Origin of the sequence: Sphingomonas phyllosphaerae (assembly GCA_036946405.1) — a bacterium.
In the GTDB taxonomy this organism is placed as follows: domain Bacteria; phylum Pseudomonadota; class Alphaproteobacteria; order Sphingomonadales; family Sphingomonadaceae; genus Sphingomonas; species Sphingomonas phyllosphaerae_D.
Window position 1 is genome coordinate 1533983 of sequence record JAQIJC010000001.1, and the last position, 25754, is coordinate 1559736.

At 63.8% G+C, this 25754-nt stretch carries 27 protein-coding genes; 13 read left to right on the forward strand and 14 right to left on the reverse strand.

Annotated elements, in window-relative coordinates; all coding sequences use genetic code 11:
* Positions 1–27 precede the first annotated feature (27 nt).
* On the forward strand, positions 28–516 hold the full coding sequence (locus PGN12_07395; protein MEH3103716.1) for a hypothetical protein: 489 nt from the start codon (positions 28–30) through the stop codon (positions 514–516).
* Between the two features lie 316 nt (positions 517–832).
* On the opposite strand, the gene PGN12_07400 is transcribed toward PGN12_07395, so the two are convergent.
* The 4 genes from PGN12_07400 to PGN12_07415 all read right to left on the reverse strand — a co-directional run bounded on the left by PGN12_07400 (position 833) and on the right by PGN12_07415 (position 3588).
* Entirely contained in the window at positions 833–1615 is a 783-nt protein-coding gene (locus tag PGN12_07400; protein ID MEH3103717.1) for a S1/P1 nuclease, read from the reverse strand.
* Positions 1616–1673: 58 nt separating this feature from the next.
* Complete coding sequence (locus PGN12_07405) at positions 1674–2438, reverse strand: glycosyltransferase family A protein (GenBank protein MEH3103718.1); 765 nt, start codon at positions 2436–2438, stop codon at positions 1674–1676.
* Between the two features lie 42 nt (positions 2439–2480).
* Entirely contained in the window at positions 2481–2894 is a 414-nt protein-coding gene (locus PGN12_07410; GenBank protein MEH3103719.1) for a hypothetical protein, read from the reverse strand.
* A 193-nt stretch (positions 2895–3087) separates the two neighbouring features.
* Positions 3088–3588, reverse strand: a complete 501-nt coding sequence (locus tag PGN12_07415) for a flagellar basal body-associated FliL family protein (protein MEH3103720.1) — start codon at positions 3586–3588, stop codon at positions 3088–3090.
* 233 nt (positions 3589–3821) lie between these two features.
* Between PGN12_07415 and PGN12_07420 the strand changes: the two genes are divergently transcribed.
* On the forward strand, positions 3822–4055 hold the full coding sequence (locus tag PGN12_07420; GenBank protein ID MEH3103721.1) for a hypothetical protein: 234 nt from the start codon (positions 3822–3824) through the stop codon (positions 4053–4055).
* Between the two features lie 1138 nt (positions 4056–5193).
* On the opposite strand, the gene PGN12_07425 is transcribed toward PGN12_07420, so the two are convergent.
* The 8 genes from PGN12_07425 to PGN12_07460 all read right to left on the reverse strand — a co-directional run bounded on the left by PGN12_07425 (position 5194) and on the right by PGN12_07460 (position 11658).
* A complete protein-coding gene (locus tag PGN12_07425) occupies positions 5194–5418 on the reverse strand; it encodes a hypothetical protein (GenBank protein MEH3103722.1) in 225 nt (74 codons plus the stop codon).
* 1073 nt (positions 5419–6491) lie between these two features.
* Positions 6492–6908 (reverse strand): BLUF domain-containing protein, encoded by a 417-nt coding sequence (locus tag PGN12_07430; protein MEH3103723.1) that lies wholly within the window; start codon positions 6906–6908, stop codon positions 6492–6494.
* 568 nt (positions 6909–7476) lie between these two features.
* On the reverse strand, positions 7477–7644 hold the full coding sequence (locus PGN12_07435) for a hypothetical protein (GenBank protein ID MEH3103724.1): 168 nt from the start codon (positions 7642–7644) through the stop codon (positions 7477–7479).
* Positions 7637–7837 carry a hypothetical protein gene (locus tag PGN12_07440; protein ID MEH3103725.1) on the reverse strand — a complete coding sequence of 67 codons (201 nt, stop codon included), beginning with the start codon at positions 7835–7837 and terminating at the stop codon, positions 7637–7639. The genes PGN12_07435 and PGN12_07440 overlap by 8 nt, the downstream gene beginning before the upstream one ends.
* 212 nt (positions 7838–8049) lie before the next feature.
* Positions 8050–8217, reverse strand: coding sequence for a helix-turn-helix domain-containing protein (locus PGN12_07445; GenBank protein ID MEH3103726.1), 168 nt, complete (start codon positions 8215–8217; stop codon positions 8050–8052).
* A 110-nt stretch (positions 8218–8327) separates the two neighbouring features.
* A complete protein-coding gene (locus PGN12_07450; GenBank protein MEH3103727.1) occupies positions 8328–8969 on the reverse strand; it encodes a hypothetical protein in 642 nt (213 codons plus the stop codon).
* Positions 8962–10203 (reverse strand): integrase arm-type DNA-binding domain-containing protein, encoded by a 1242-nt coding sequence (locus PGN12_07455; GenBank protein MEH3103728.1) that lies wholly within the window; start codon positions 10201–10203, stop codon positions 8962–8964. Before PGN12_07455 ends, PGN12_07450 begins: the two co-directional genes overlap by 8 nt.
* Positions 10204–10509: 306 nt before the next feature.
* On the reverse strand, positions 10510–11658 hold the full coding sequence (locus tag PGN12_07460) for an acyltransferase (GenBank protein MEH3103729.1): 1149 nt from the start codon (positions 11656–11658) through the stop codon (positions 10510–10512).
* A 359-nt stretch (positions 11659–12017) separates the two neighbouring features.
* Here PGN12_07460 and PGN12_07465 point away from each other — a divergent pair, with 359 nt between their 5' ends.
* The 3 genes from PGN12_07465 (at position 12018) to PGN12_07475 (ending at position 16455) form a co-directional block, all read left to right on the forward strand.
* Positions 12018–12755 (forward strand): IclR family transcriptional regulator, encoded by a 738-nt coding sequence (locus PGN12_07465; GenBank protein ID MEH3103730.1) that lies wholly within the window; start codon positions 12018–12020, stop codon positions 12753–12755.
* A gap of 218 nt (positions 12756–12973) precedes the next feature.
* Positions 12974–16063, forward strand: coding sequence for a family 78 glycoside hydrolase catalytic domain (locus PGN12_07470; protein ID MEH3103731.1), 3090 nt, complete (start codon positions 12974–12976; stop codon positions 16061–16063).
* Between the two features lie 68 nt (positions 16064–16131).
* The gene (locus tag PGN12_07475) at positions 16132–16455 is read left to right on the forward strand and encodes a hypothetical protein (protein ID MEH3103732.1); all 324 of its coding nucleotides are present in this window, start codon (positions 16132–16134) and stop codon (positions 16453–16455) included.
* 54 nt (positions 16456–16509) lie between these two features.
* Here PGN12_07475 and PGN12_07480 read toward each other — a convergent pair whose 3' ends face one another.
* Complete coding sequence (locus tag PGN12_07480) at positions 16510–17271, reverse strand: SDR family NAD(P)-dependent oxidoreductase (protein MEH3103733.1); 762 nt, start codon at positions 17269–17271, stop codon at positions 16510–16512.
* Positions 17272–17446: 175 nt separating this feature from the next.
* Between PGN12_07480 and rhmD the strand changes: the two genes are divergently transcribed.
* The 6 genes from rhmD to PGN12_07510 all read left to right on the forward strand — a co-directional run bounded on the left by rhmD (position 17447) and on the right by PGN12_07510 (position 23983).
* On the forward strand, positions 17447–18634 hold the full coding sequence (gene rhmD, locus PGN12_07485; protein MEH3103734.1) for an L-rhamnonate dehydratase: 1188 nt from the start codon (positions 17447–17449) through the stop codon (positions 18632–18634).
* A gap of 10 nt (positions 18635–18644) precedes the next feature.
* Entirely contained in the window at positions 18645–19493 is an 849-nt protein-coding gene (locus tag PGN12_07490; protein ID MEH3103735.1) for a fumarylacetoacetate hydrolase family protein, read from the forward strand.
* The gene (locus PGN12_07495; protein MEH3103736.1) at positions 19490–20239 is read left to right on the forward strand and encodes an SDR family NAD(P)-dependent oxidoreductase; all 750 of its coding nucleotides are present in this window, start codon (positions 19490–19492) and stop codon (positions 20237–20239) included. Before PGN12_07490 ends, PGN12_07495 begins: the two co-directional genes overlap by 4 nt.
* A 20-nt stretch (positions 20240–20259) precedes the next feature.
* On the forward strand, positions 20260–21246 hold the full coding sequence (locus PGN12_07500) for an amidohydrolase family protein (GenBank protein MEH3103737.1): 987 nt from the start codon (positions 20260–20262) through the stop codon (positions 21244–21246).
* Positions 21231–22292 carry an L-rhamnose/proton symporter RhaT gene (gene rhaT / locus PGN12_07505; protein MEH3103738.1) on the forward strand — a complete coding sequence of 354 codons (1062 nt, stop codon included), beginning with the start codon at positions 21231–21233 and terminating at the stop codon, positions 22290–22292. The genes PGN12_07500 and rhaT overlap by 16 nt, the downstream gene beginning before the upstream one ends.
* 926 nt (positions 22293–23218) lie before the next feature.
* Positions 23219–23983 carry a glycosyltransferase family 2 protein gene (locus tag PGN12_07510; GenBank protein MEH3103739.1) on the forward strand — a complete coding sequence of 255 codons (765 nt, stop codon included), beginning with the start codon at positions 23219–23221 and terminating at the stop codon, positions 23981–23983.
* 232 nt (positions 23984–24215) lie between these two features.
* Here the strand turns inward: PGN12_07510 and PGN12_07515 are convergent, their stop codons facing one another.
* Positions 24216–24590 (reverse strand): heavy metal-binding domain-containing protein, encoded by a 375-nt coding sequence (locus PGN12_07515; protein ID MEH3103740.1) that lies wholly within the window; start codon positions 24588–24590, stop codon positions 24216–24218.
* A 135-nt stretch (positions 24591–24725) separates the two neighbouring features.
* On the opposite strand from PGN12_07515, the gene PGN12_07520 reads away from it, so the two are divergent.
* Together PGN12_07520 and PGN12_07525 are read left to right on the forward strand one after the other, a co-directional pair.
* Positions 24726–25265, forward strand: a complete 540-nt coding sequence (locus tag PGN12_07520) for a hypothetical protein (protein MEH3103741.1) — start codon at positions 24726–24728, stop codon at positions 25263–25265.
* Positions 25262–25747 (forward strand): hypothetical protein, encoded by a 486-nt coding sequence (locus tag PGN12_07525; GenBank protein ID MEH3103742.1) that lies wholly within the window; start codon positions 25262–25264, stop codon positions 25745–25747. Before PGN12_07520 ends, PGN12_07525 begins: the two co-directional genes overlap by 4 nt.
* Positions 25748–25754 lie beyond the last annotated feature (7 nt).

A 25754-nucleotide genomic window follows, 5' to 3' on the forward strand; every position in this document is an offset into this window, starting at 1 on the left:
CCTTCATTCGGGAGGCAGGGGGTATTGATGAGGAAATTTGTAGCTGCAGTCTTTGCGGCAATGCTCGCGTGCGTGACTCAACCTGCTGCTGCGCAGATCACGGTTGAAGGTAACGGTGCTCGTGCCGATGGCGAATGGGGTGGTGAGCTGGGGATCGGCTACGGCTTCGGTGCAGCGGGCTTCAAGCTTACTCCGATCGTGGGCGCGCTTGTCTACGCTGGCGATAACGACCGCTACTTCGAAGATAACAACGGCGGAAACCCACGCTGCCGCGACGGCGATACCGGAAGGTACGCGAAAAGCAGCTACTGCGATAACACCGCTGTGAACATCTACGGCAAGGTCGAAGCCACCTATTCCATTCCGCTTGTCGCCACGATCGGGGCGGGTGTGCGCTTTAGCGAGCGCGACACTACTCCCTATGGCACTGTCGCTTTCCCGATCACGCCGGGCTTGAAGGTGAAGGGCAACATCGGCGACGGCTACTACGCTCTCGGCCTTCGGCTCGGTCTTTAATCGAGGGAATGGATCAATGCGGCTGGGATTGGTGATCGGCTGTCTCGCCTTGGTGGCGACAGGCTGCATGAGCGAGCAGGCGGACGCAAAGCGGCGTTACTCATTCTCGAGCGCGAAGAAGCGGTCTGGTCGGGTTCGCGGCCATTCCGGGTACGGCGCCCGGGGAACGACGGACGGCCCATGTCCATGTAACGGTGGGAACGTCTGCATCGGACCGCGGGGAGGCCGGTACTGCATCACCAGCGGCGGTAATAAGCGCTACGGCGTGTAGGTGAGCCAAGGCGCGACGTCAGGACACGGCGTCGCGCTGTCTTCGTCAGCGTAGCACGTTGTTGAGATAGGCCGCCAGCCGAACGCCGCCCTTCTCAAGCTGCAACTCCATGCGCGGCGTGTTCTCGTAGACGTACCGGTAGCCAAGCGAGATGTCGCCGGCAGCAGGGTACACCTGATCCCGCACGATCACGCTATCGGCCATCCATACCCTCGGATCAGCAGACGACCATGCCTTGACGTCGGCCGGCGTGATGCGCGCGGTCAGCCACGCCGCCATCTCGAAATACGAAAGTTGCTCGTCGTCGACCAGTAGCGAGTCCCAGACGCTGTGCAGGTTGGTCGGTTTGCCGAACCACGTCACCTTCAGGTCGTTGCCGCCGCGATCTGTGCCGTTGCCGTTGTGGAGCGGCTGCGCGAGGTCGCCTACGATGTGGATGATGAAACGTAGCGCCATGCGCTTGTCGTCGGCAGATGCCTTCCGGTCCCGTAGCGTAGCGCTGAACCGATCAAGCGCGGTGAGCGCGTCGCCTTCCGTCGGCGTACCGACCTGATCGTAGGTCTTCCCGGCCGGTATGGTCACGTAGTGCCAAGGGCTCGCCGTCTCCTGCCAGAACGGCGCAGGATCGGACTTCATGAAGTCGGGCCAGTTCGACGCTTCGGCCATCGTCTCTGTGCCCAGGATCCGCTTCACTGCGGCACGCGCTTTGCCGCTCAGGTGAGTGTCCGCGATCTGGCCTACGACTCGGTGTCCCGTCTTGCCCCAAGCGAGTGCCGGGGCGGGAAGGAGCGCAAGTAGCGCGGCGGGAAAAGCAAGGACCAAACGCATAGCGGGCCAGTGCGCCCGCAAGGTGGCGTTTTCGTGTCTGGTCAGGTGCCCGCTTTGCCTAGGCGAGTTCCTCGCCAGCGAAAGCCTGCTCAACGAGGCGATCGAATATCGGATGAGCCTGTACGCGTCGTGCATTCGCCAGCCCAACCTCGCTGTCGTGGCTCAACCTGTTGGCTTCGGCGATGTGATAGAAGGCTACCACGTGATCGATGCGCGTGAACCTTACCCCTGATGCGACAAGCCGGACGTAGAAGTCCCAATCGTTGCAGTTGTGGAACGAGGGATCAAAGCCGGAAACGGCTACGGCGGCTGACCGCCGTACGATGGACCAGCTTGGCCCAATGGCGCCGGTAAGTGCGAGTGCTGACAGGACATCACCACCGACCCAAGCGCATTCCGGCTCGCCCGAGGAGCCACATGGCCAGACTCGACGGAACTGGCCAACTACAACGTCAGCCTTCGGTTCAGCCCCAAGCATCGCCGCAGCAGCACCCGGCAACCAAACATCGTCGCTGTCGAGAAACGCAACCCATTCGGCACGGGCCAACGCCAATCCGGCATTCCTCGCGGCAGATGCTCCGACATTGCGGGGAAGGAGGACCGCGTGGACGGATGGATGTTGGCCTTCAAGTGAACGAAGGATGCCAGCGGTCTGATCTGAGGACCCATCATCGACTAGGATGATGCGAGCCGGAGCAGGATTTTGCGATAGGACGCTTTCGACAGACTGCTCAACGGTACGCTCACGGTTGAAGCAAGGGATGACGACGTCGTAAGTCTCGCCGCTCACGTCGTGAGAAGGGCACAGTCCGGTTTGTAGCATGATCAAGCGCATAAGGCGGGACGCCGGTAAGGGCAACGCGATCTAATTGGCGTCCTTGCACCCACGCATCTCATATAGGCGCCAATAGCGATCCCAGCGCGTGGCCGCTCCGGACGCCAACGCCGCACACGACAGTGATTGGCCATCCGGCAGCGTGCAGCGGGCGACGACGCGCTTATAGCTGGTGCCCACCGGCTGACAGCTGAGCCGCTTGCCGAGCGTCAGCCGCTCCATAATCCGGCGGCCGCGCTTCGCTGCACGATCGTCGCAGACATAGGATCGGCGCTGCGATGCTGGCCGCCGGCAAGGTGCTGCGCTTTCGAAGTCCGGCGCCTGTACACCAGCCACGCGGATCTTCACGCCTGATCGGCACCACAGCGGGCCGTCACCATCATGAACGCGGACGACGTGGCAGACGAGCGGTGGCGGCGGGGCGGCGATCATGACGAGCGTCATGTCAGTAAACCAGTGTTCCCGCAATGTTCTTGCGAGTTAACGCGGCATCGGCGTAGCTTGCCGCCACCGCCGATCGACGGCGCACCGACATCGAGGAGCCTTGGCATGGCGCACGATCTCCTGCTGCGTGCGGCTGCGCGCGCGATCTATGACGCCTGCTATCTGAGCGACGATTGGCCTGCGACCTGACCGTTCACGAGTTGTCGCCACCGCCAACGACGAAGTCGGTGAAATACGCACCATCCACGTTACCGCGATACCCATCGTGTTGAAGCTGCTGGTTCACGGCAGCCACGATGCGGGTGAGCATCTCCGCCTTACCGGCGTCCGTCATGACCGTGTCTTGAGGCATATCGGCGAGCGCCATCAGGATGGCCGATCGCAGAGCAGGATCATCATTCTTCAGCGCGCCGTTGGTCGCGGCATAGTGGGTAGAGAGAGACACGCCCGCGTTGATGACGGCATCGCTGTCCTTGACGTTGATGACGATCTCTGGATCGAAGGTGTAGTAGAGAGGCTGGGGCTGACGTATTAATTCGGCCGGCACCGCATCCGCGTCCGCCGCGACATGATCGGCGTCGTTATCGATTTTGCCCGCCAAACCATCCCGCTGCATCCAAACGCCGATAGCCGTGCCGGCTGCCACGACGAGCAACGCCACCAAAGCGGCCAGGACTTTCGTTTTCTTCGCCACCCCTATACCCCGTGCGAAAGGCCAAACAGTCCGCCATCTGTGATATGGAAGGCGAATGGACGATAAGTCCTGTAGGCGCGCGAGCCTTTCTATCGGCCTAACCTTTTGGAAGAATATCCAGATTGCTCGCGCGCAAGCCCGCTTCTTAGACCGTCCCTACCGCTCCCTATGGCAAGCAGCGTGCCCAGCGCCGTGCCCATCGCCACGCGCTGATCAACCTGACGCTTCAGGTTTTGCGCGAGGCGGCTCAGCGGTCGGCGCGCGAAGCGGTCGGCACGATTGAGGTTCGGCTTGCGCTGAACGTCCTTCGCCCCTTCGTGCGGGAGCAGCGGCTGCTGACCGAGTTTTGGAAGGCCGCGACGGCCGAACCGCGGCACCCGTGGACGAGCTGTCACCTGCCGTACCGATGGATTGCGCAACGGCTGATCGAACAGGGTGCGGAGGTTGAGGAGGCGAACCAGCCCTGAGCTATCGAAAAGCTAAGGTGTTCGCGCCATCGGGCGTATCGACGCCCTGCCTCTCACCGGCGAAACATGTCGTGCGCGTCCGCCGCTCGTTCCTTCTCTTCCGCAAACCGGAGTATCATCTCACGGTCGGCTTGCCCGCTTACGCCGTCAGCGAGGCGACGGCAGCGAGCCGCTTCTAGCCTTAAGCTGGTGGCGTCAAAAATCGCCTTCATCGGCATGCGCTCCCCCCGGGCCATGATTCTCACGGCTCAGCCCCGTCAGTGAGCTACAGGATGTTCGATCGATGCCGAAACCGGTTGGACGCCTAGCAAGCTCATCCTGCCTCAGTCGCACTAATTTACATCGTATAATCGCATCAGGCTTTTACTACCGGCTTAATCAACACCGGTACTTTCGACGATGTGAATCCGCGAAGCCATTCCTCGCGTTCGCGCCACATCAATGGCGTTCGATAAGGGCAATCGTCGAAATTCAAATTAGGAGTTCCCGCGGCGACCACTCCCTCGGAGTACGGATTATGCATGGCAATTTCTGACCCTCCGTTTCTAAGTGATAGTACACGCATAAATGCGCAATGCACTGAGGATCGCATAATAATTATTTGCCATGAAGAAGAGGCCGCTTCGGATCGATTAATTGTAGAAGAGTTAGTCCGTCGCTAAAGTGAACAAAGCTTTGTAGCTTGAGGCATCAGACCGGTCGTGAGGTCACTCGCATATGTGCGATCGCTACCGCATGACCGAGGCGCAGATCGCGCTTGCCGCCCGCTACGGTGTCGAGGCACCTTCCCCGCCCAATCACACGAGCCCGCCACCTGAGCTATTCTCCGACAAGCCGGCATATTTGGTGCGCTAGGAGGACGGCACCCGCACGCTCGACGTCATGCGATGGAACTTCCCATGGAAGGTGTCGGACACACTGGGTCACTCGCCGGTTAGCAATTAGCAGCCGAGGCGAAGCGCATCAATGAAGGTCGGCCCGAAAGCCAAGTGTTTAGGGTAGGGCATAGCTCCTTAATCTCAGCGCATGACGAGATCGAGCGCGCCAAGGCGGTGAGTTTGCGCATTTCTATGTGCGAGACATGCGGTCCAATTTCATTTCGTAGAGCGCAAAGGAGTTGCGTGCTATGTCAGCTATATCACTCAAGTATTCCGGCATCGTGCTGGGAAATTCCGAGATCTAGCCTTTTGCGATCCACATCGATCGCCAGCGCAATCTCTCTTAATTCGGCTAATGCGCTATCCGCTACCTTGAGTATCGACAGAAGCCTATCTTTGATCTCGTTGTCAGACTGGCTAGCAATCCTGCCATATAGGTCGTCTAGTTCGTGCTGTATTTGCTCAATGTATGTCTCGGCGTTCACTTGGCACTCGTTCATCACCAACATAGGTTTGAGTGCGTTATATCGCAAACGATTGTCAAGGCGTTACCCGATAATGCTTTAAGCGCTATTGCGAGCCACGGTGCTTCACGCGTCCATGATCCCACCTCCTGAGCCGTTATGATCGCGCTTTGAGATCATTGGCGAACTTTCGGGCTTCCAGCTTGGTGTTGAAGAGCAGATCCAGCCACCTGTCCTCCTCCGGGAGGTAGAGCCCCCACGGCCCATATGGCATCTCGCTGGTTCGACGGACGAGGACGCGAGGCGGTGCCTTCATCCCGGCGCTCGTATGAATCATGCATCGTTATGCCAAGCGGATCGCGAATCTCTCGAGAAGTTCGATCAGATGTCGGCCCGCGAGGACGGTTCTGCGCCAAGTCCGCCTATCTTAGCTTGGCTGCGCTCCCATGAAGCCGCTGCCCGCTCAGTTTCCTCTGCCAGGCGGATGATGATGGCACGGTCGCCCTTGCTGGTCAGGCCCTCGGCCACTCGCCGCCACCGGGCTGCCTCGCTTCGAAGGCGAGAGCCGTTGGTCAATTGTGGATGCTCAACCACCTGTCGCGCCTCCGCTTCATGAGCGATCGATGAAGGCGGCGTGGCTAATGGTGTTTGCTAATTTAGGCCAATGGCTCTGTCTTACAATGTAGGCGGTTCATCGGATTTTAGGCTAAGCTGTCCGCGAGGCAGCCCCGCCGCGATCCTCGCGGTACAAGGAGAAACCTCGCAGCCAGTCGGCACGCTCACGCGCAACAAGCGTGGTTCGATAAGGACAATCTGCCGCCGACGCCTGACGTGTTGCGCCCGCTTTCAAGCCCTCAGCATAAGCATTCTGTACCATGTCCGACCCCTTGCGACTCGCGAACCCTCCCCGCAGCCATGTCCTACATTGGTTACATGATCATGGTAAACAAAGGTTAATAAGCGCGAGGCTTCAGGTGACCAAGGGAGGGTTCGGAGACAAGACGCCCGGCACAACGGCCGGGCGAGGTCAGGAACCCTCAGGTAGGGGCACGAGATAGGTGTTAGATGATCGATGAGGCTACAAGCGAGCCGGACTATGGGTTTCGCCTCTTGCTCGCAAGGCGTGCGAAGCCGATGAATTGAGCCCGCATATGCGTGTCCGCCACCAGGCTGACATCGGCTTTTACCTGCTCGACAAACTGCTCAAGATCCTCCCCGTACCGCGGGGGTTCCTCCATCGACCAATGCGGAAACTCACGGCGGTCGATCTCACCGTTGAATATGTCCACGATGTCGCTGTGGTTCGGGTTCCGCACGATACGCTCCATCAGGTTCTCGACGACGGGACGGGCTCCTTCGATCGCTTGCAGAAACCGTACACCGTCATACAGGAACAAGCCGGTGATGCCGTCGCGAAGATTGCGTTGGGTCGAGGTCTCGCAAAGCGCCCTCAACTCGTCGTCGTTGAGGAAATGCGTGGCGCGACTGGAATAGATGATGCGATAGAGCACTGCCGATCCTTGACGGTGGACGACCCCTGATAGTGAGCTGCCGAGGGCGCGACAGGTAATAGACCTATGTTGTAAGTTTTTTCTTTCAGGCAGAGCGTGACGCCAATGCCGGGTGAGGTCGATGCCGGTGCCGCTCTACGAGAAAGGCGAGGAGCGGTAGCTGACGTGCTCGTTCGACGATGCCGTCGCGCTGGCCAAACCGTTCCCTTCGCAGTTGATGACAGCCCGTCAGGATGCATCAACAAGCGCCTTTGACGGCGGGGCTGGGCCACTGTTCGATTAGTGGGCGCAAATCCGGACCAGTTGGCGACCGAGACATACGTTGGCGACGGCCGCCAGCGTGAACAACGAGCCGATAGCATAGCCTGCGATGACGATCATGTGAGGCGCTCCGTCCGCATGGGTGAGCTGCCTCATCTAACCCAAATGGGTTAATGATCCCGCTACGATGCTATGGATGTCGCGCCTGACCCGCGACGCTGATCAAACGTCTCACGCAAAAAGCGCCCGGCACGATGGCCGGGCGAGGTCAGGATCCCCACAGGATGGGGCATGCTACGGTTAAAGGCTAAACGCGAAGCGTGGCTCCACTTTGAGCAACGGCGGCACCCTCCTCGCACAGCGTCTTATGGACGAGATAGCGCAGGTGGTTGCTGGTGAGCGCCGCCAGTTCGGCGGCGGCGATGCTGGTATCCACGCCGCGGTGGTTCCCGGCGGTTTCAAAGGGGTCAGCCATCAAACGCCTCCGTCGTCAGCGGCGGCAGGCCATGCTTTTCCAGCAGGATGCGCAGCCAATTCGCCTGCTTTTCGGTGGGCAGGTTGGCATCGAATGCCATGCCACCGAGGAACTGGCCCTCGCGCTGCCGGAGCGCGGCACCACTGGTCAGCAGGGCCATCGCGGCGGACTGGTGGTCGAGAAACGGCGTCATGCAGCCTCTCCCCAAACAAGCGAGCTGATCAGCTCAGCGCGCAACCCCACGACTCCATAAAGAGCGGATAGTCGTTGAAGGCGGAAATAGGAGATGCTATCTGCGGTGCTGTTGCTGCTGATGTAATTCGTGGTGCCCCGCGGACCCTGCCAGGTCGTGCGGGGCGCTTCGTTTTCAGGCCGAAGCGCCGCCTTTAAGGGTTTCATCAGCGCTCAAGCCGCCTGATCCACGAGCGCGCGGATGCTGTCGGTTTTGATCAAGGTGCGGCGCCCGATCTTAACAGTCTTCAGGCGGCCTTCGCCGATCAGCTCGTAAATTTTGGTGTGACCGAGGCCGAGCGCTTTCTTGGCGCCGTCGACGGTAACGGTGATGGGTTCCATGCCTGTCGCTCCTGAACGCTGGCGATGGCCAGCGGGCGACTAGCTACTGATACGAACGGGGGCGGGCTGTCCGCCAGCAATGCCGGCAATGCGCCGACAATTAATTCTTGTCAGAGCTTCTTGCGTTCCAAAAGGTCGATGACGGCTCGCGCGGCTGGTTGAACCGTTGAACGCGAAAGACCTTCGATACCGTCTGCTGCCATCAGATCGGCAACCTTATTGATCAGGGCATCGACGCCTTCCTCACGAACGATGTCAGGTGCTGCTATAACGAGGTATGCGATCCAATCATTCCATAGCTCGCTTCGACGACGGCCGGCCCTGCCAACCGCGTGGTTCTCTAACGCCTCGCTTGACGTTACTGTGGTGATGGCATTCGACGCCGCTTGACTTGGCCATATCCGGTCAATTGTTGTCGCTTCAAATTCGAGGCCAACCAACTTCACATACTTGATGGCGCCGTCCCGGTCGCCGGCGAGATGAAATATGCCGGTGACCCAGTCCATCTTTAGATCACTAGTTAGGTCCCAAGCCCAAACCGGGACAGGCGCGTCGCGAGCTTCGACTTTGTCTCTGGGGCCGTCGTCTTCAATGGTGACTTCCCACATGTACCGGCATCTCGCCGGCAGGATTGTGCGAGCATAGTCGACGATTGCGTACTCGATACTCCTCAATTCGATCGTGTCACTAACGTTTCGGCGGTCAGCTATAAGTTGACGCGTATCAAAGGCGGTCAGCCAGCGCTCACCCATGTCTCAGATCCTGACTTGAATTGGCAATGAGGAAAGAGCCCCAGGCTTGCAGCAAGGTGCTGCGCATTTCGATAAAGCTAGTCCGTTTGTAGGCGCGAACCACCTTGTCTGGGACGGCATGCGCGAGTGCCGCTTCCGCGACGGGATCAGGTATTTCCGGCATTTTCTCCGCCGCCCAATCGCGAAATGAGCTGCGGAAACCGTGTGCGTCATACGGCTGATCGGCCGATCGCAGCACCTTGTTCATCGTCATATCGGACAGCATGGCGCCGCGCAGGCCGGGGAAGACCAGGTCGTCTGCCTTCGGCTTCTTGTCCCCCTTCGCCTGCTCCAGCAGCGCTAAGGCCGCGTCGTTCAGCGTCACTGTGTGGGAAGGGGCATCAACGCCCTTCATCAGCTCGGACGGCCTGTTCCACTCGCGCTTGGCCAGATCGACCTGCCCCCATCGTGCGCCGCGCACCTCGCCGGGACGCGCGGCGGTGTAAATTTGAAAGAGCAGCGCCAGCCTGCCGTTCGTCGCCGGCTTCTCCTTGAGTGCCGTGACGAAGGCCGGGACGTCCACGTAGGGCATCGCGTCATAGTTGCCGCCCTTAGGCTGACGGGGCAGGCCGACTGTCACCGAGCGTCCCGGCGCTTCGGTCGCGCGCCATCCCTTGCCGTGAGCGAAGTTCAGGACGGTGCCGATGCGCTGGCGCACCTTGCGCGCCATGTCGGGCTTGGTCGTCCAGATCGGTGCCAGAACGCTGGTGATGTCGGCCGCGGTGATCTGGTCGACACGAGTACCGCCCAGCTTATCGAACGTATGATTTTCCAGCGAGCTGATGAACGTGGCAGCGCCCTTCACCGACCACCCCTCCTTCAGCGCAGCATGAGCTTCCTTCGCCGCCTTCTTGAACGTCGGGACCTGGAACCGCTCACGATCGCGCTCGGCCACGGGGTCTAGGCCTGACTTTGCCGCCACCCTCAGCATAGACGCCTTCTCTCGCGCCTCGCTCAGCGTCAGCACCTTGCGATGAAGGATTTGGATGATGATCGGTGATGCCTCACCTTTGCCCATCGCGCGCGGCGACGTGTCGACCGTGCCCAGCCCAACGTCCCGACGCTTGCCATCGACCTGCACGCGCAGCAGCCAAGACTTGGCGCCGGTCGGCTTTACGAGCAGGTATAGACCCTCGCCATCGGCGTGCCGGCCGGGCTTGGCGTTCTTCACCGATAAGGCAGTGAGCTTAGGCATTCCGCTCCCGATTCCGTTCCCTCATTCTGAAGCGGCTAGGGACGAACGTCAACGAACAAGTGCGGAACACCAAACGTGAATCAACAGGGAACGTCAAGGCGTAGGCGGGTAGGGGCGAACAACGGCGAACAACGGGTTAGATGCCTGTAAGCGGCACCACCTAAAAATCAGAGTTTGCCGGGCATTTTAGCCTCCCTTCGCTGGGGAGGCGATCGACTGGCTCCTGTGTCGTTCCGGTGCAGGGAGCCTGAAGCGGCAATCCTACCCATGCACCTGTGCGACAACCTTCGATCAGCGCCGCCGCAATCAGATGACGCGCCGTATGCCCGGCACCGTTCGCGCGAGACCCGCCAACGCGAACGAAGCGCCGCATGCAGCTAGACCCACGAGCAGAAACTTCAGCAATGGTGCAGCGTGCCAAGATGCCGCCATGACGCTCAAGGCAACCAGCACTGGCGGGTGGATGATGAAGGCGCCGAACGCGCCAGCCGCAAGCCACTCCGTCGTCGGGGAAGCTGCTGGCGATCGACGCCTGGCCCAGACCAGCAGCCCGAGGATCACGCCCGTCGCCACGCACGGCTCCCATAGCGCGTAGTAGAAGGCGTTCAGGTTCATCCCGCCTTCGAATCCTCCTGCAGCGCCTCTGGTCGCCGCGACCAGCGGGAGCGATGCGATCGCCAGCCCGGCGACGATCAGCCACGGCAACGCTGCCCGAAAGCTGATACGCTCGAGCAGGCGGGTTGGCGCTGCAACCGTCCCCGCCGCAAACAAGGCAATGTAGCTCGGGAAGAAGCCGAGCTGGAGCCACAGGATCTCGCGACCGACCGGCATGACCAGCCGCACGATGAACGCGGCCAGCCCGATCGCGGCGATCGCCAGCAGGACGACGGGCCACCGGGGGAAGACCGCGGTCAGGGCGCTTCCGTGCGGCCGCACTGCTCGCCACGCTGCATAGGCAAAAGCGAAGATCAGCAGCGCGATCGCGAACCACAAGGGTCCGGGACCATACGGGCCATGCGCCATTCTCCTCAGCCAGCCCTCGACGACGCCTGATCCGCCGGCGGCATCGGCCAGCGCGTTTGTGAGCGGGTACAGCACGAAGAAGAAGGCGAGGAGCGGGATGCCTAACCTGACGAGACGATCCGCCAGATAAGGCAGCGGCCCCTTACGGTCGAACGATCGCGGCGTGTAATATCCGGCCAGCAGGAAGAACAGGCCCATGAAGTAGGACTGGTTGATCGCGTTGAACATGACGAGGGGCAGGTTCGACGCGTTCGGCTGCTCACGCCAGAACCACCCGCCCGAACCACCATATTCAATTGCCGTGTGGTGCAAGATCACCAGCATCGTCATGACAATGCGGACGGTATCGATGCCGGAGTTGCGCGGCATGGCTCTGGCATGAGGTGATTTCGTCATGAGCGCGGCTATGAAGCTAAGTAGCCGGAACGCCAAGGAAGGAGCGCGGCGGCGGCGCTGGCCCCCATCAGGGTGCGGGTATCAGCAGGGTGGAGCGGGCACGGCGCAGCGCTATCTTCCGACGCAATTTGCGACCGAGGCGGAGGACGCGTCCGCCTTCTCAGGAGTTGGAGCCTCCGACAAACACGGCGCGGTTCGCTCCGCCCCAGCGTGAGGGCAAGAGGTGAGGTCCTCCCAACTGGCGCTTGCGGGCAATCATGGCATAGAACACCCTCCGAAGAGGGAGCGTTGCAGCGTTCCCAAGCAGGAAGGTTCTTATGCGCCGGCGCAACGTTCCACCCGATGACGAAAGTCTGTCCCCGTCCGCCCCCGTCGGGGCAGGGAGTCAGACGTTGATGCGCGGGCTCGACGTGCTCGAGGCACTGACCGACGAGCAATTAACGGTCGCCGAGTTGGCCGAGCGGGTCGGCCTGAACAAGAGCACCACGTACCGGCTTGCCTCGGCGCTGGTCGATCGCGGGTATCTCGCCGCGACGCCGCGCGCGGGGTACCGGCTGGGGCCGAAGCTGCTGACGCTGGGTTCGGCGGCGCGCGATCAGGTCGATCTGGTGCAGGCGGCGCGGCCGATCATCGAGGATTTGGCGGCGCTCACCGAGGACACGGTGCATCTGGGCGTGCTTGATGCCGATCAGGCGCTGTATCTCGATAAGGTGCCGGGGCGGCGGCGGGTCGTCGTGTCGAGCCGGGTAGGGGATCGTCACCCGCTGACCTCGACCGGGCTCGGCAAGGCGCTGATGCTCGATCACGACCCATCCTATTGGGAGGAGCGGCTTGCCGCCGAACAGGGCAACGCGCGTCGCACATGGGCGACGTGGAAGACCCGAATGATCGATTACAAGCAGCACGGTCGCGCCTTCGACCTCGAGGAAAACGAGGACCGCATCCGCTGCGTGGCCGCGCCGATCCGCGATGTGCACGACCGAATCATCGCCGCGATCAGCGTCTCGGGCGCGGCGCATTATATGGAAGATGCGCGGATGGATGCGTTGAGCCGCGATGTGCTCGCCGCGGCCGAACAGATCAGCGCCGCGGTCGGGCATCAATCGACAGGCGGCAAGCGGCCGAGAAGATGATCCTCAGGATGTGGACTTATTTCCATATAGTGACTAGTCAGCGCTTGCGATGAAAGTATCCGGCGGTGCCGGTCACGTCCTGCGACCCGGACTTGGCGGACGAAGAGCCGACTGACGGGAAGCGGGGCGGGGCCGCGCGGTCGGCGCGGGGAGATGGTTTGATGCCGAGGCGACGTTCCGTTTTGCTGGGGGCCGGCGCCGGCCTTGCCCTTTTGCCGATGCGTGACGGTGCGCTTGCCGCGATGACCGGGGTCCCGGCATGGGGCGTCGATGGCCTGCTGGTCGGTGGCTTGCGCGAACCGATGGGGCTGCACGATCCGCAGCCGCGGCTGTCATGGCAGCTTCGCTCCAACCGGCGCGGGGCCCGGCAGGCGGCGTGGCGGGTTGGGGTCGCCTCGACGCGGGCGGGTGCCGAGGCAGGACGATTCGATCTATGGGACAGCGGCCAAATCGCGGGCGAACGGTCTTTCGACGTCGCTTATGGCGGTGCGCCGCTGACATCGCGCCAGCGGGTCTGGTGGCGAGTGACCGCCTGGGACGAGCACCGGACGGCGGCGACCTCACCGGTTTCGTTTTGGGAGATGGGGCTACTGGCCCCGACCGACTGGTCGGCGTCCTGGCTGTCCGCGGAAACGCCGCTGCAACGCGCCGATCGAGAGGCCGGGCTGGGCTGGCGGGCAGCGCCGGTAGCGAAGCGTGGCGAGCGCCAGATGTTCCGGCTGCGCTTCGATGCTCCCACCGATGGTGAACTGACCGCGCTGATCGGGTGCAGCGGCAACTGCACCGTGCGCGTGGATAGGAACGAGATCATCGCGCCGAAGCGCGGCGGCTGGGGATCGCCCGGTCCGCGCAGCGCGGTCGTGCCGGTCACGGCGGGCGCCCATACGCTGACGATCGAGACACGCGCGCCGGGTGATGCGCCGGCACGGGCCGCGGCGCTGCTGCGAGTGATCACCCCCGACGGGCGCACGGTGCGCTTCGGCGGCGAGCGGCTAGAATGCCAGGCGGGTGCGGACGAGGCGGGCTGGGTGGCGACAAACGCTGCGGACGGACAGGCGACGATGCCGGCGCGCGCCGCGACGCTGCTGCGCAAAGGCTTCCGCGTCGATGGCCGCGTCGCCAGCGCGCGGCTCTACCTGACCGCGCTCGGCATGTACGAAGCCGAACTCAACGGCAAGCGGCTCGACGATGCGCTGCTGCGGCCCGAATTCACCGACTATCGCAAACATTGCCTTTATTGCGTCGAGGATGTTGCCGACACGCTGGTGCCCGGCGACAATGTGCTGGGCGTGCATATCGCCGATGGCTGGTACGGCAGCTATATCTCGCCGGACGGGCGCTTTTCGTATGGCGAACCGCCGTTCCGCCTCTTCGGGCAGCTCGAGATCCGCTACGAGGACGGACGCACGCAGACCGTCGCGACTGGCCCGGGCTGGATGGTGGCGGAATCGCCGGTGACGAGCGCGACGATCTACGACGGCGAACATTACGACGCCCGCCGTGCGCTGGACGGCTGGAGCCGGGCCGGCTTCACCCCCGGGGCCAGCTGGTCGCCCGCAGTGGAAGCGACGCCGGCGACCGCGGCGCTGGTGGCGGCGACCGTGCCGCCGATCCGTCGCAAGGAACGCCTGCCCGCGCAGACGATCGCGACGCTATCCGATGGCGCGTCGGTGGTGGATTTCGGACAGAACTTCACCGGCTGGACGCGCGTCGTGCTGAAGGGGCGACGCGGCACGACGGTGCGGCTGCGCTATTCGGAACTGATCAATGCGGATGGCAGCGTCGACCAGAGCAATCTGCGTGCCGCGGACGCCACCGATCATTATACGTTCGCGACCGATGGCGAAGCGGAAGGCTACGAACCACGCTTCACCTATCACGGCTTCCGCTACGTGCAGGTGGAGGGGCTCGGCCGACCGATCACCGCCGCGGAGATCACCGGCATCTCGATCCGCAGTGACCTGACCGAGACCAGCGACCTGCAGCTCGGCAGCTATGTACCGCAACGGCTGTGGCTCAACAGCCGGTGGAGCCAGCGGTCGAACTTCACCGGCATCCCGACCGATTGCCCACAGCGTGACGAGCGGCTGGGCTGGACCGGCGATGCGCACGTGTTCTGGGACGCGGCGAGCTTCAACATGGACACTGCGGCGTTCACGCAACGCTTCATGCGCGACATGCGCGATGCACAGCTTGAAAGCGGCGGCTATTCGGACATCGCGCCGATCGCAGGGCACGACCATATCTCCGACAAGGGATCCGCTCCGGGTTGGGGCGATGCAGGCGTCGCGCTGCCGTGGACGGTATGGCAGCGCTATGGCGACACCGGGATCATCGACCAGCATTGGGCGTCGATGGAGCGGTTCCTCGCCTCCATCCAGACGAGCAACCCCGATCTGGTCTGGTCGAAGGCGCGCGGCTCCGACTACGGCGACTGGCTGGCGCTTGACGCCGTCAATCCCGGCGATCCGACGACGCCCAAGGATCTGATCGGTACCGCTTTCTGGAAGGCCGCTGCGGACCAGATGGCAGACATGGCGCGCGCCAGCGGGCGGCCGCAGGAGGCGGCACGTTACGCCGCCTTGTCGGGCAAGCTGGCTGCGGCGTTTCGGGGTGCGTTCGTGCACGCCGACGGGTCGATCGGCAACGGGTCGCAGACCGGCTACATCCTCGCACTGCATTTCGATCTGCTCGCGCCGGGGGCGAGAGCAGGGGCGGTGCAGCGTCTGGTGGCGGATATCAGACGGCGCGGTACGTTGCTGTCGACCGGTTTCCTCGGCACGCCGTACAGCCTCGACGTGCTGGCGGATGCGGGGCAGATCGCACTGGTCTACGACCTGTTACTGCGCACCGACTATCCGTCGTGGGGCTATATGATCGCCAAGGGCGCGACGACGACCTGGGAGCGGTGGAACAGCGACGCGGGCGACCGATCGATGAACTCCTTCAACCATTACGCATTGGGCGCGGTGGTCGGCTTCATGTTCCGCCGCATCGCCGGGATCGCGCCGACCGCCCCCGGCTTCACGCGCTTCACGGTTCGTCCGCTGCGCGACGCGCGCATGACGTCGGCGGGCGCGACCTATGACTCGCGGCTTGGGCGGATCAGCACGCGCTGGCAACAGGACAAGGACCGCTTCTCGCTCGACCTGACCGTACCGGTGGGCAGCGTGGCGCGCGTCCATCTGCCCGCGGCGCAGGGCGCGCGACTGTCAGAGGGCGGCAAGCCGGTGACCGTCGAACAACGCACTGCACAGGAGGCGATCCTGAGCGTGCCGGCGGGACGCTACCACTTCGACGTCGGCTGATCCGCAGGCGACGCCAGGCTTGGTGTGAATATTGGTCCGTCGTGCCCCGTGCACGGCGGGCCTTCTTTATGGCCGTTCGCAGCGAGCACCGGGCCGGGCTCGCAAAAAAGGCGCTTTACGATACCGAAGACAAAATGGTGCTGGCGCGTAACAATCTGAACGGCGGCGACGGCACGTATCTGGTCGCGAATTACGAGAACGGCGTGGGTGATACCGACGGCACGAGCATCGTGGTGATCGACGTCCGTAACTCCAACTCAGCGTCGCTCCTCGGTCGAACCCCCGACCTCGTGCTCAACATCGCCTATGCGTCGAAGACGGCGGTGAGCGGCGGTGGATTCTATCCCGGCGGGGTGAACGGCACGATCAAATACAGCAACGCCGCAAGCTGATTGCCTGTCGGAGGCGGGGCAGTGCTTCCCCGCCTCTAGCGTTCCGACGCCGGATTATTGCAAATTCACGAACGCGCCCCCGTCCACCAGCAGCGCGGCGCCTGTGACGTAGTGGGCGAGGTCGGAGGCCAGGAAGACGATCGGCCCGGCGAGATCCTCGGGCTCGCCGAGGCGGCCAAGCGGAATGCGTGACGCCATCCGCTCACGCTTTGCAGGATCCGCGAGGTCATCCTTGTTGATGTCAGTCAAGATCGTACCTGGCAGCACCGAGTTGCAACGGATGCCGTACCGCCCCAGCGCGATTGCTGCCGATTGCATCAAGGAGTGTACGCCCGCCTTGGTCGGGGTATAATGCGTCTGATACTCGCCGCCGACCAGGGCGGAGATTGAGGATACGGCGACGATCGCGCCGCCGCCGCCCTGACGCACCATCTGATTGGCCGCAGCCTGCACCATGTGGAACGCGCCGTGCAGGTTGACGCGCATGGTGCGCTCGAATGTCGCGGCCGGCATGTCGAGAAAGGCGTGGAAGGGGCAAATGCCGGCGTTGCTGACGAAGATGTCGATACCGCCCAATGCCGTGGTCGCTTCCGCGATGAAGGCGGTGGCTGCCGCGGGTTCGGCCACATCGCCTGCGACCGCGATCGCGCGTCGGCCAAGCGCCGTGATTGCCGCGACGGTTTCGGCGGCGCCGTCGTCATCGTCGAAGTGGTGAAGCGCGACGTCGGCGCCCTGCCGCGCGGCCTCGATCGCCGCCGCGCGCCCGATTCCGCGCGATCCACCCGTGATAAGAAATCTCTTTCGTTCCAGTAGCACGCCATTCCTCTCCGCCAATCGCCGCGGTCACTGCCTCATCCGACTGGTCCTCACTCGAACGATCATCGGTCGGTTGACGCGGTAAATGCCACTTTGTAAAGTATGTGCTCAGCATGTAGGAAAAAATCGGCTGCATTGGTAGGCCGGTGTTGTGAGAGCCGGGAGAGCATGCGCGGTGGGATTGTCGAAGATCAAGCATGTCCGCGCCTTTACCGCGAAAGGTGGTGGTGCGGACTATCACGACCAGCAGGGCGCGCACTGGATCGACGATCATATCGCGACCCCGATGAGCCGCTATCCCGAATATCGCCAGTCGCGGCGCTCGTTCGGGATCAACGTGCTCGGCACGTTGGTGGTGGAGATCGAGGCGGAGGACGGCACGGTCGGCTTCGCGGTGACGACCGGTGGCGAGCCGGCCTGCTATATCGTAGAGAAGCATCTCGCCCGTTTTCTGGAAGGGCGCGATCCGGTCGAGGTCGAGAAGATCTGGGACCAAATGTATTTCTCGACGCAATATTACGGGCGCAAGGGGCTGGTCATCAACGCGATCTCCGGCGTCGACCTCGCGCTGTGGGATTTGCTGGGCAAGCTGCGCGGCGAACCGGTTTGCCACATGCTCGGCGGGGCGGTGCGTGACGAGTTGCAATTCTACGCGACCGGTGCGCGCCCCGACATCGCGCGCGAGCTGGGCTTCATCGGCGGCAAGCTGCCGCTCCACCACGGTCCGGCCGAAGGGCTGGAGGGGCTGGAGAAGAACATCGCCTTGCTTGCAGACATGCGCGGCAAGTGCGGCGACGATTTCTGGCTGATGTACGATTGCTGGATGAGCCTCGACGTCGATTATGCCACGCGGCTCGCGCATCGTGCGTGGAACGAATGCGGGCTGAAGTGGATCGAGGAGGCGCTGAGCCCCGACGATTACTGGGGCTATGCGCAGCTCAGGAAGAACGCGCCGCGCGGCCTGCTGGTGACGACCGGCGAGCATGAGGCGACGCGCTGGGGTTTTCGGATGCTGCTCGACATGGAATGTTGCGACATCATCCAGCCCGATGTCGGCTGGTGCGGCGGCATTACAGAACTCATCAAGATCGCGAACTATGCCGACACGCGCGGCGCGATGGTCATTCCGCACGGCTCGTCGGTCTACAGCTATCATTTCGTGGTGACGCGCCATAATTCGCCGTTTGCCGAATTCCTGATGATGCATCCCGGTCCGACCGAGGTGGTGCCGATGTTCGCGCCGCAATTGCTGGGCGAGCCGGTGCCGGTGAACGGCCGCATCCGCGCGTCGGCGCTCGATCGTCCCGGTTTCGGGGTCGATCTCAATCCCGACGTTCCGCTTCACCGTCCCTATATCCATTGAGGACTTGCCGATGAAATTCTGTCGTTTCGGCGCGATCGGCGCCGAACAGCCCGGCGTCATCGACGCGCAGGGTCGCGTGCGCGATCTGTCCGCGCAGGTGCCCGACCTCACCGTCGAACGCCTGGCGCAACTCGCCACGATCGATCCCGAGACGCTGCCGCTCGCGCCCGAGGGCGTGCGCTACGGCGTGCCGATCACGGGGGTCGGCAAGATCGTTGCGATCGGGCTCAACTATCGCGACCATGCGATCGAGTCGAACCTGCCGATCCCGACCGAGCCGATGATGTTCATGAAGGCGGTCACCAGCCTGTCCGGTCCGAACGACGACGTCATGCTGCCCGAGGGCGCGATGCACGGCGACTGGGAGGTCGAGCTGGGCGTCGTGATCGGGCGGACATGCCGTTATGTCGCGGAGGCCGACGCGCTCGATCATGTCGCAGGCTATGTGCTCGCCAACGACGTGTCGGAGCGCTTCAACCAGAAGGAGCGCGGCACGCAATGGTCGAAGGGCAAGGGGCACGACACCTTCTGCCCGGTCGGCCCGTGGCTGGTGACGCCCGACGAGATCGGTGATCCACAGGCGCTCGACATGCGGCTCGACGTGAACGGCGAGCGGATGCAGACCGGCAACACGCGCACGATGATCTTCGGCGTCGCCGAACTGATCGCCTATGTCAGCCGCTTCGTCACGCTGTTGCCCGGCGATCTCCTGATCACCGGCACGCCACCGGGGGTGGGGGAGGGCAAGAAGCCCGAGAAGATCTTCCTGAAGCCTGGCGACGTCATGGAACTGGCGATCGAGGGGCTGGGCACGCAGCGCCAGCAGGTCGTCGGCTTCGACAGCGCGAGGCTGGGATGACAAGCTTCGCTGGGAGATTCGACGGGCGGGCGGCGATCGTCACCGGCGGCGCGTCGGGGCTCGGCCGCGCCACCGCCGAACGGATCGTGCGCGAAGGCGGGCGCGTCTGCCTGTGGGATCGTGAGGAAGAGGCGCTGGCGGAAGCGGCCGTGGCGATCGGCGCGGCGGGCACCTGCGCGATCGACGTCGCGGACGCAGGCGCCGTCGCCGCCGCGGCGCAAGACAGCGTCGCGTTGTTGGGGAAGGTCGATATCCTCATCTGTTCGGCGGGGATCACCGGCGCGACCGGCCCGGTACAATCCTATCCGCTGGACAGTTGGCAGCGCGTGATCGAGGTCAATCTGAATGGCCTCTTCTACTGCTGCCGCGCGATCGTGCCGTACATGCTGGCGAATGGGTACGGCCGGATCGTCAACATCGCTTCGGTCGCCGGCAAGGAGGGCAATCCCTTCGCCTCCGCTTATTCTGCGTCGAAGGCGGGGGTGCTGGGTTTCACCAAGTCGCTGGGCAAGGAGGTTGCGGAGAAGGGGATCATCGTCAACGCGCTGACACCGGCGACCTTCGAAAGTCCGATCCTCGCGCAGCTGCCACAGAGCCAGGTCGACTATATGAAGGGCAAGATCCCGATGGGAAGGCTGGGCGAGGTCACTGAATCGGCGGCGATGGTATGCTTCATGGCCTCGGCGGAATGTAGCTTCACCACCGCGGCGACGTTCGACACCTCGGGCGGGCGAACGACCTACTGATGCGCGAGCCCTCGCAGCCGATGGCGGGCGCGCCGCGCGGCAGAGAGGCCGCGGCGCGCCCGCCGTTCGTCGATGCGCATATCCATCTCTGGGATCTCGACCGGCTGCGCTATCCGTGGCTGACGCCGCCGTTCACCGACCACGGGCCGAACGGCAGCGTCGCGGCGATCGCGCGGACCTTCACGGTCGCCGATTACCGGGCGCAAGCGTCGCGGTGGAACATGGTGGGCGCGGTGCATGTCGATGCCGGCGCCGACCCCGCGCAATCGCTCGAAGAAACCCGCTGGCTGGAGGAAATCGCCGGGGCTGACGGTCTGCCGACCGGGATCGTCGCCTTCGCGCCGCTCGACGATCCGCAGGTCGAGCGGCTGCTGGAGGCACAGGCCGCGCATCCGCGCGTGTGCGGCATCCGGCAGATCGTCAACTGGCACCCCGATCCGCGGCGCAGCTATCAGCCGCACGACCTGACGCAGTCGTCCGCGTGGCAGGCAGGGTTCGCGCGGCTGGCGCGGCATGGGCTGTCGTTCGACCTGCAATGTTACCCCGGTCAGATGCCCGGGCTGGCCACGCTGATCGCGCGGCACCCGGATGTGACGGCCATCATCAACCATCTCGGGATGCCAGTGCTTTCCGACCCGGACGGGCTGGCACAATGGCGCGTCGGTGTACGGCGGCTCGCCGCCTTGCCGAACGTCGCGATCAAGCTGTCGGGGCTCGGCTTCGTCGACCGGCACTGGACCGACACATTGGTGCGTCCGCTTTTGGCGGAAGCGATCGAGCTGTTCGGACCGGCGCGCTGCCTGATCGCGAGCGACACGCCGACCGACACCTTGTTCGCGCCCTTCGATCGCTGTCTGGAAGTACTCGCCGCGGCGACCGCCGCCTTTTCGGAGGACGAGCGGCGCGCGATGTGGGGCCGCAACGCCGATCGCCTCTACCGCCTCGGGCTCGGTCCGCGGCTCGCACCATCATCCGAACGCGGAGGACGCCGATGCTCAATCCCCTGATCGGCGTCTTCTACCATTGGCTTGGCGGGCTGTCCTCGGCGAGCTTCTACGTGCCGTATCGCGGCGTACGCGGCTGGAATTGGGAAGTGCTCTGGCTGACCGGCGGGCTGTTCTCGTGGCTCGTGGCGCCATGGCTGTTCGCGGCGGTGATGACGCACGATCTGGGCGGCGTACTGGCGCAGGTGCCCGCGCACACCGCCGGGATGTGTATTCTCTTCGGGGCGCTCTGGGGCTTCGGCGGGCTGACCTATGGGCTGACGATGCGTTATCTGGGACTGTCGCTGGGAATGGCGGTGGTGCTGGGGCTGTGCACGGTCTTCGGAACACTCCTTCCGCCGATCGTTCACGGCGAGTTCGCCGCGAAGCTGCTCGATACGACCAGCGGGCGGGTCATTCTGGTCGGACTGGTGGTGACACTGGCGGGTATCGTCGTGGTCGCGGCGGCGGGCGCGCGCAAGAATGCCGCGCTGGATGGCACGGAAGCGGCGGATGCGGTGGCGGAGTTCGACTTCCGCAAGGGTATCGGCGTCGCAATCTTCTCGGGCATCATGTCATCGTGCTTCGCGTTCGGGCTGGCGGCGGGCGAGCCGGTCAGGGCGTTGTCCTCGGCCGTAGGGACCGGGCCGCTCTGGACGGGGCTGCCGGTGCTGTGCCTCGTCATGTTCGGCGGTCTGGTTACCAACGCCATCTGGTGCGCGGCGCTGATCATACGCAACCGTTCCGGCGCGCAATGGCTCGGGCGTGCCCAAGCCGCGACGATCAAGCGCCCGGCGCTCGCGCGCAATTACCTGCTTGCCGGGCTGGGCGGGACGTTGTGGTATTTTCAGTTCTTCTTCTACACGATGGGCGAGAGCCAGATGGGACGGCTCGGCTTCTCGTCATGGACGTTGCACATGGCGTCGATCATCATCTTCGGCACACTCTGGGGCTTTGCGGCTCGCGAATGGCGCGGGACGCCCCGCTCGGTGCGCGCGACCGTCTGGGCGGGCATCGCGCTGCTGGTCGCCGCGACCATCGTCATTGGGTACGGCAACAGTCTGGCGTGACCGTACGGGACATTCGCGCCCGTCCTTGCCGACATCATGGCCGATCGTGATGGAAGACCGCGCGCAGTATCGATAAGCGTGCGTGGGGGGAGGGCAAGTGTCGCCGTGCGCAGGACGCTGTGATACTCACTCCCGACCGGCGATCGAGGGCGGCGGCGGCGTACGCCCGCTGAATTATCTACCGCGCAGCCGAATGACCGGGCACACGCTCGTCAAGCAGGTTCAGCCGCTGCGTCTGTAATGGGGAGAGGTGTCGGCCGGTGGTCGTCGGGTGGCAACTGCCTGTATTTTCGCGACCCAGGATGCGCCGCCCCCGCCAGCGTCTCGATCCGCCATGACACGAACAATCCCGCAAGCGTGATGGTCGCCCTGTTGTCTGCCGTCCGCTTGCGGGATCGATGATCTGTCGGTCGTTAGAAGGTGTGGCGCAGACTGACCCCGATCTCGCGATCGTTGCTGTTGCAGTCGCCACTCGTTGAGGCTCGCACGCAAAATCCGGACAACGTCGCTCTGCCAGAGATCAAACCCGAATCGATCCAATTGCCGGGAAAGGAGGAAAAGGCGACAAAGCGGCAGCGCTGATGGTCGAACCGTGCCGGTGTTCCCCGGCGCCGGCCTTCATCTAGCCCGAGACTAGAGCGTTACCGGACCAAGTTGAACCACCGTCATCGCCCTGCGGGCGACCGCTGCGCGGCGGGGCGCTTTCGGTGTGATGCCGCGTTGCTCGTCGGTCACGATGCTTTTGCATCGCTCCCTCCTCACGCCTCGCACCACACCAAAATCTCCTCCGTGCCGATGATCCAACTTGGTCCGGTAACGCTCTAGCCGGCGAAAAGCCGCCGGTTTCGACCGGCGCATGACCATCCCGATCGCACCGTCACCCAGCGAACACTTCGACTTGGCGTCGAATATCGCTAAGTGGCTGTATGGAATGGACTTTCGTAATAGCCTACTTCGATGAAGCGGAGTATCTTCCCGCAACGCTCGCATCGCTTGCCGCGCAGACGCTCAAGCCGTTCCGCCTGATCCTCGTCGACAATGGATCGACCGACGGCTCGGCGGCGATCGCGCGCGGGGCGATCCTGCCGGGAGTCGAGGTGATCCATCTCGCGGAAGCGCGCCCCGGCAAGATCTTCGCGCTGGAAGCCGCGATGCCGCACCTCGCGACCACCTATGTGGCGTTCGGCGATGCCGACACCTATTATCCGCCCGATTATCTGGCGATCGCCGATGCCGCTTATGCGACGTCCGATATCGTCGCGGTGATGGCGACCGACGTGCCCGCCGATCCGGCCGCCGCCTTGCGCAAGCGCCGGCACAATCAGGTCGCGAGCCGGCTATGGCCGAAGCAGACGCACACCGGCGGGTTCGGGCAGACGTTTCGCACGCGGGCCTTGCTGGCCGCGGGGGGCTATGCCGAACGGTTCTGGCCGTATGTGCTCATGGATCACGAGATCATGCAGCGCGTCGTGCAGCAGGGGCGGGTCGTCTATCCCTTCGACCTGTGGTGTATTCCGTCCGATCGCCGCACCGACCGCACACGCGTGCGCTGGACGCTGGCCGAGCGGCTGCTCTACCATTTCACGCCGGCCGCGGCGAAGGACTGGTATTTCCATCGCTTCTTGGGCCCGCGGTTGAAGGCGCGCAAGCTGGGCCAGTTGAACCTGCGCGAGAAGACGTGGAAGCAGTAGAGCTGCGCGCGCTGAACCCGAATCGCTCATCCCGTTCGTGCTGAGCCTGTCGAAGCACGTGAGCCAAGCGAAATGCCCGGAACACGCACTTCGACAAGCTCAGCGCGAACGGGTCAGGTTGCAAGCTTGTCGCTCTAGCGACGGTGCAGCGAAGGTCCGATCGGGCTCGATCGGCGCGCAACGTCACGGGGAGGGCCGGCGGCGCCCGCCCTCCCCGGCGCGGTGCGGCGTGTTACTTGGCGGCCGCGGTGAACTTGACGGCCGTTCCCGTCGCGTTGGTCTTGCCCCAGCTCGTGAGCGAGACGTGCGAGTCGCCGTACTTGGCATTGATGACGGCGTCTGCGCCCAGCTTCTCGGCGCGTTCCCAAAGCTCGCGATAGATCTTCTTCTGCGAGGCTTCCTTGCTGAACACGGACGCCTTGCGGACACCGGCCTTCACCTCGCCCACGACCGTGTACGGACGATCGGTCAGGTCGTAGGCGAAGACGGGCACGCCGACGTCTTCGTTGACGACAACATATTGTTTTACTTCTTTTTCCTTTGCGCTGGCGCTGCCCGGCACAAGAGCGAGTGCAATGGCGAGCGCGAAGGCGCGAGCGATCATCATGGTTATTCCCCCGTTTGCAGAGCGGGCATATTTACCCGTTGCGGGTGGCTCTTCGGATTTTTGACGACGACTGGCAACATCTTGCGTGGCCAGGTTTGACGGCGCACAGTCGGGCGTCTGTGGGGGATTCGATCGATGATGTTGTTTGCGCTGGCGCTTCAGGCGTCGACGCCAGTGATCGGCGTGCCGGTGACGGCACAGGCGGATGCCAGCGCTTCGGTGACGCTGCCGCAGGATACGCCGGTCGAGCTGATGGCGCCCGCGGAGGTGAGCACCGCGGACGCCGTCCCCGGGCAGCTGTTCAAGCTGCGGGTCAACAAGCCGGTCGAGGTCGGGGGGCGGGTGGTCGTGCCCGTCGGGACCCCGGCATTCGGGCAGGTCGTGTCGGCCGTCGATTCGGGAGGGCTGGGGAAGTCGGGCCGGATGACGGCCAAGCTGCTCGCGATCCGGCTGGGCGGGGTGGAGATTCCGCTGGAGGGCGAGATGAGCGCGAAGGGCACGGGCGCGGGCTCCGCTGGGGTGGCGGTGCTGTTCACGGGCTGGGTCGGCCTGTTCCACCGGGGGAATAATGCGAAGATCAAGGCGGGCGAGCTGCTCGCGGGATATGTGGCGCGCGATACGCCGATCCCGCTGGGCGCGTCTTCGCAGGGCGGCGCGACGGTCGTCCAGCCATGACGATCATGCGCGCCGGCGCCGCGATCGTCATGATCGCGTCCGCAGCGGGCGCACAGGCGGTGGACGTCGTCGTTCCCCTCGGCACGCCAGTGATGCTGGAAACCACCGTCGCGCTGTCCAGCAAATCGGCGGTGAAAGGGGATATGGTGCCGTTGCGCGTCGTCGATGACGTGGTCGTGGACGGAAAGATCGTCGTCCGGCGCGGTGCCGGGGCGGTCGGTCAGATCGTCGACGCCCGCGCGAAGGGCGCCATGGGGATGTCCGGCAGGCTGTTGCTGCGCCCGCTCTACACCACGGCGGGAAACAGGACCGTCCGCCTGTCGGGGAAGGCGTCCGATCATGCGTCGGTGACGGCGGGGGCGGTGCTGGGCACCATCGCGCTGGGGGCGCCGTTCTTCACCGGACGCAGCGCCGAGATGGCGGCGGGCGCGCGCGTGGCAGCAACGGTCGAGAAGACGATCTCGCTGCCAGCGCTCGACTAAATCGGGG

Coding starts and splice junctions, on each gene's coding strand:
- PGN12_07395 (MEH3103716.1), top strand. CDS start 28: ATGAGGAAATTTGTAGCTGCAGTCTTTGCGGCAATGCTCGCGTGCGTG.
- PGN12_07400 (MEH3103717.1), bottom strand. CDS start 1,615: ATGCGTTTGGTCCTTGCTTTTCCCGCCGCGCTACTTGCGCTCCTTCCC.
- PGN12_07405 (MEH3103718.1), bottom strand. CDS start 2,438: ATGCTACAAACCGGACTGTGCCCTTCTCACGACGTGAGCGGCGAGACT.
- PGN12_07410 (MEH3103719.1), bottom strand. CDS start 2,894: ATGACGCTCGTCATGATCGCCGCCCCGCCGCCACCGCTCGTCTGCCAC.
- PGN12_07435 (MEH3103724.1), bottom strand. CDS start 7,644: ATGGCTGACCCCTTTGAAACCGCCGGGAACCACCGCGGCGTGGATACC.
- PGN12_07440 (MEH3103725.1), bottom strand. CDS start 7,837: ATGACGCCGTTTCTCGACCACCAGTCCGCCGCGATGGCCCTGCTGACC.
- PGN12_07445 (MEH3103726.1), bottom strand. CDS start 8,217: ATGGAACCCATCACCGTTACCGTCGACGGCGCCAAGAAAGCGCTCGGC.
- PGN12_07450 (MEH3103727.1), bottom strand. CDS start 8,969: ATGGGTGAGCGCTGGCTGACCGCCTTTGATACGCGTCAACTTATAGCT.
- PGN12_07455 (MEH3103728.1), bottom strand. CDS start 10,203: ATGCCTAAGCTCACTGCCTTATCGGTGAAGAACGCCAAGCCCGGCCGG.
- PGN12_07465 (MEH3103730.1), top strand. CDS start 12,018: ATGCGCGGGCTCGACGTGCTCGAGGCACTGACCGACGAGCAATTAACG.
- PGN12_07470 (MEH3103731.1), top strand. CDS start 12,974: ATGCGTGACGGTGCGCTTGCCGCGATGACCGGGGTCCCGGCATGGGGC.
- PGN12_07475 (MEH3103732.1), top strand. CDS start 16,132: ATGGCCGTTCGCAGCGAGCACCGGGCCGGGCTCGCAAAAAAGGCGCTT.
- PGN12_07490 (MEH3103735.1), top strand. CDS start 18,645: ATGAAATTCTGTCGTTTCGGCGCGATCGGCGCCGAACAGCCCGGCGTC.
- PGN12_07495 (MEH3103736.1), top strand. CDS start 19,490: ATGACAAGCTTCGCTGGGAGATTCGACGGGCGGGCGGCGATCGTCACC.
- PGN12_07500 (MEH3103737.1), top strand. CDS start 20,260: ATGGCGGGCGCGCCGCGCGGCAGAGAGGCCGCGGCGCGCCCGCCGTTC.
- rhaT (MEH3103738.1), top strand. CDS start 21,231: ATGCTCAATCCCCTGATCGGCGTCTTCTACCATTGGCTTGGCGGGCTG.
- PGN12_07510 (MEH3103739.1), top strand. CDS start 23,219: ATGGAATGGACTTTCGTAATAGCCTACTTCGATGAAGCGGAGTATCTT.
- PGN12_07515 (MEH3103740.1), bottom strand. CDS start 24,590: ATGATGATCGCTCGCGCCTTCGCGCTCGCCATTGCACTCGCTCTTGTG.
- PGN12_07520 (MEH3103741.1), top strand. CDS start 24,726: ATGATGTTGTTTGCGCTGGCGCTTCAGGCGTCGACGCCAGTGATCGGC.
- PGN12_07525 (MEH3103742.1), top strand. CDS start 25,262: ATGACGATCATGCGCGCCGGCGCCGCGATCGTCATGATCGCGTCCGCA.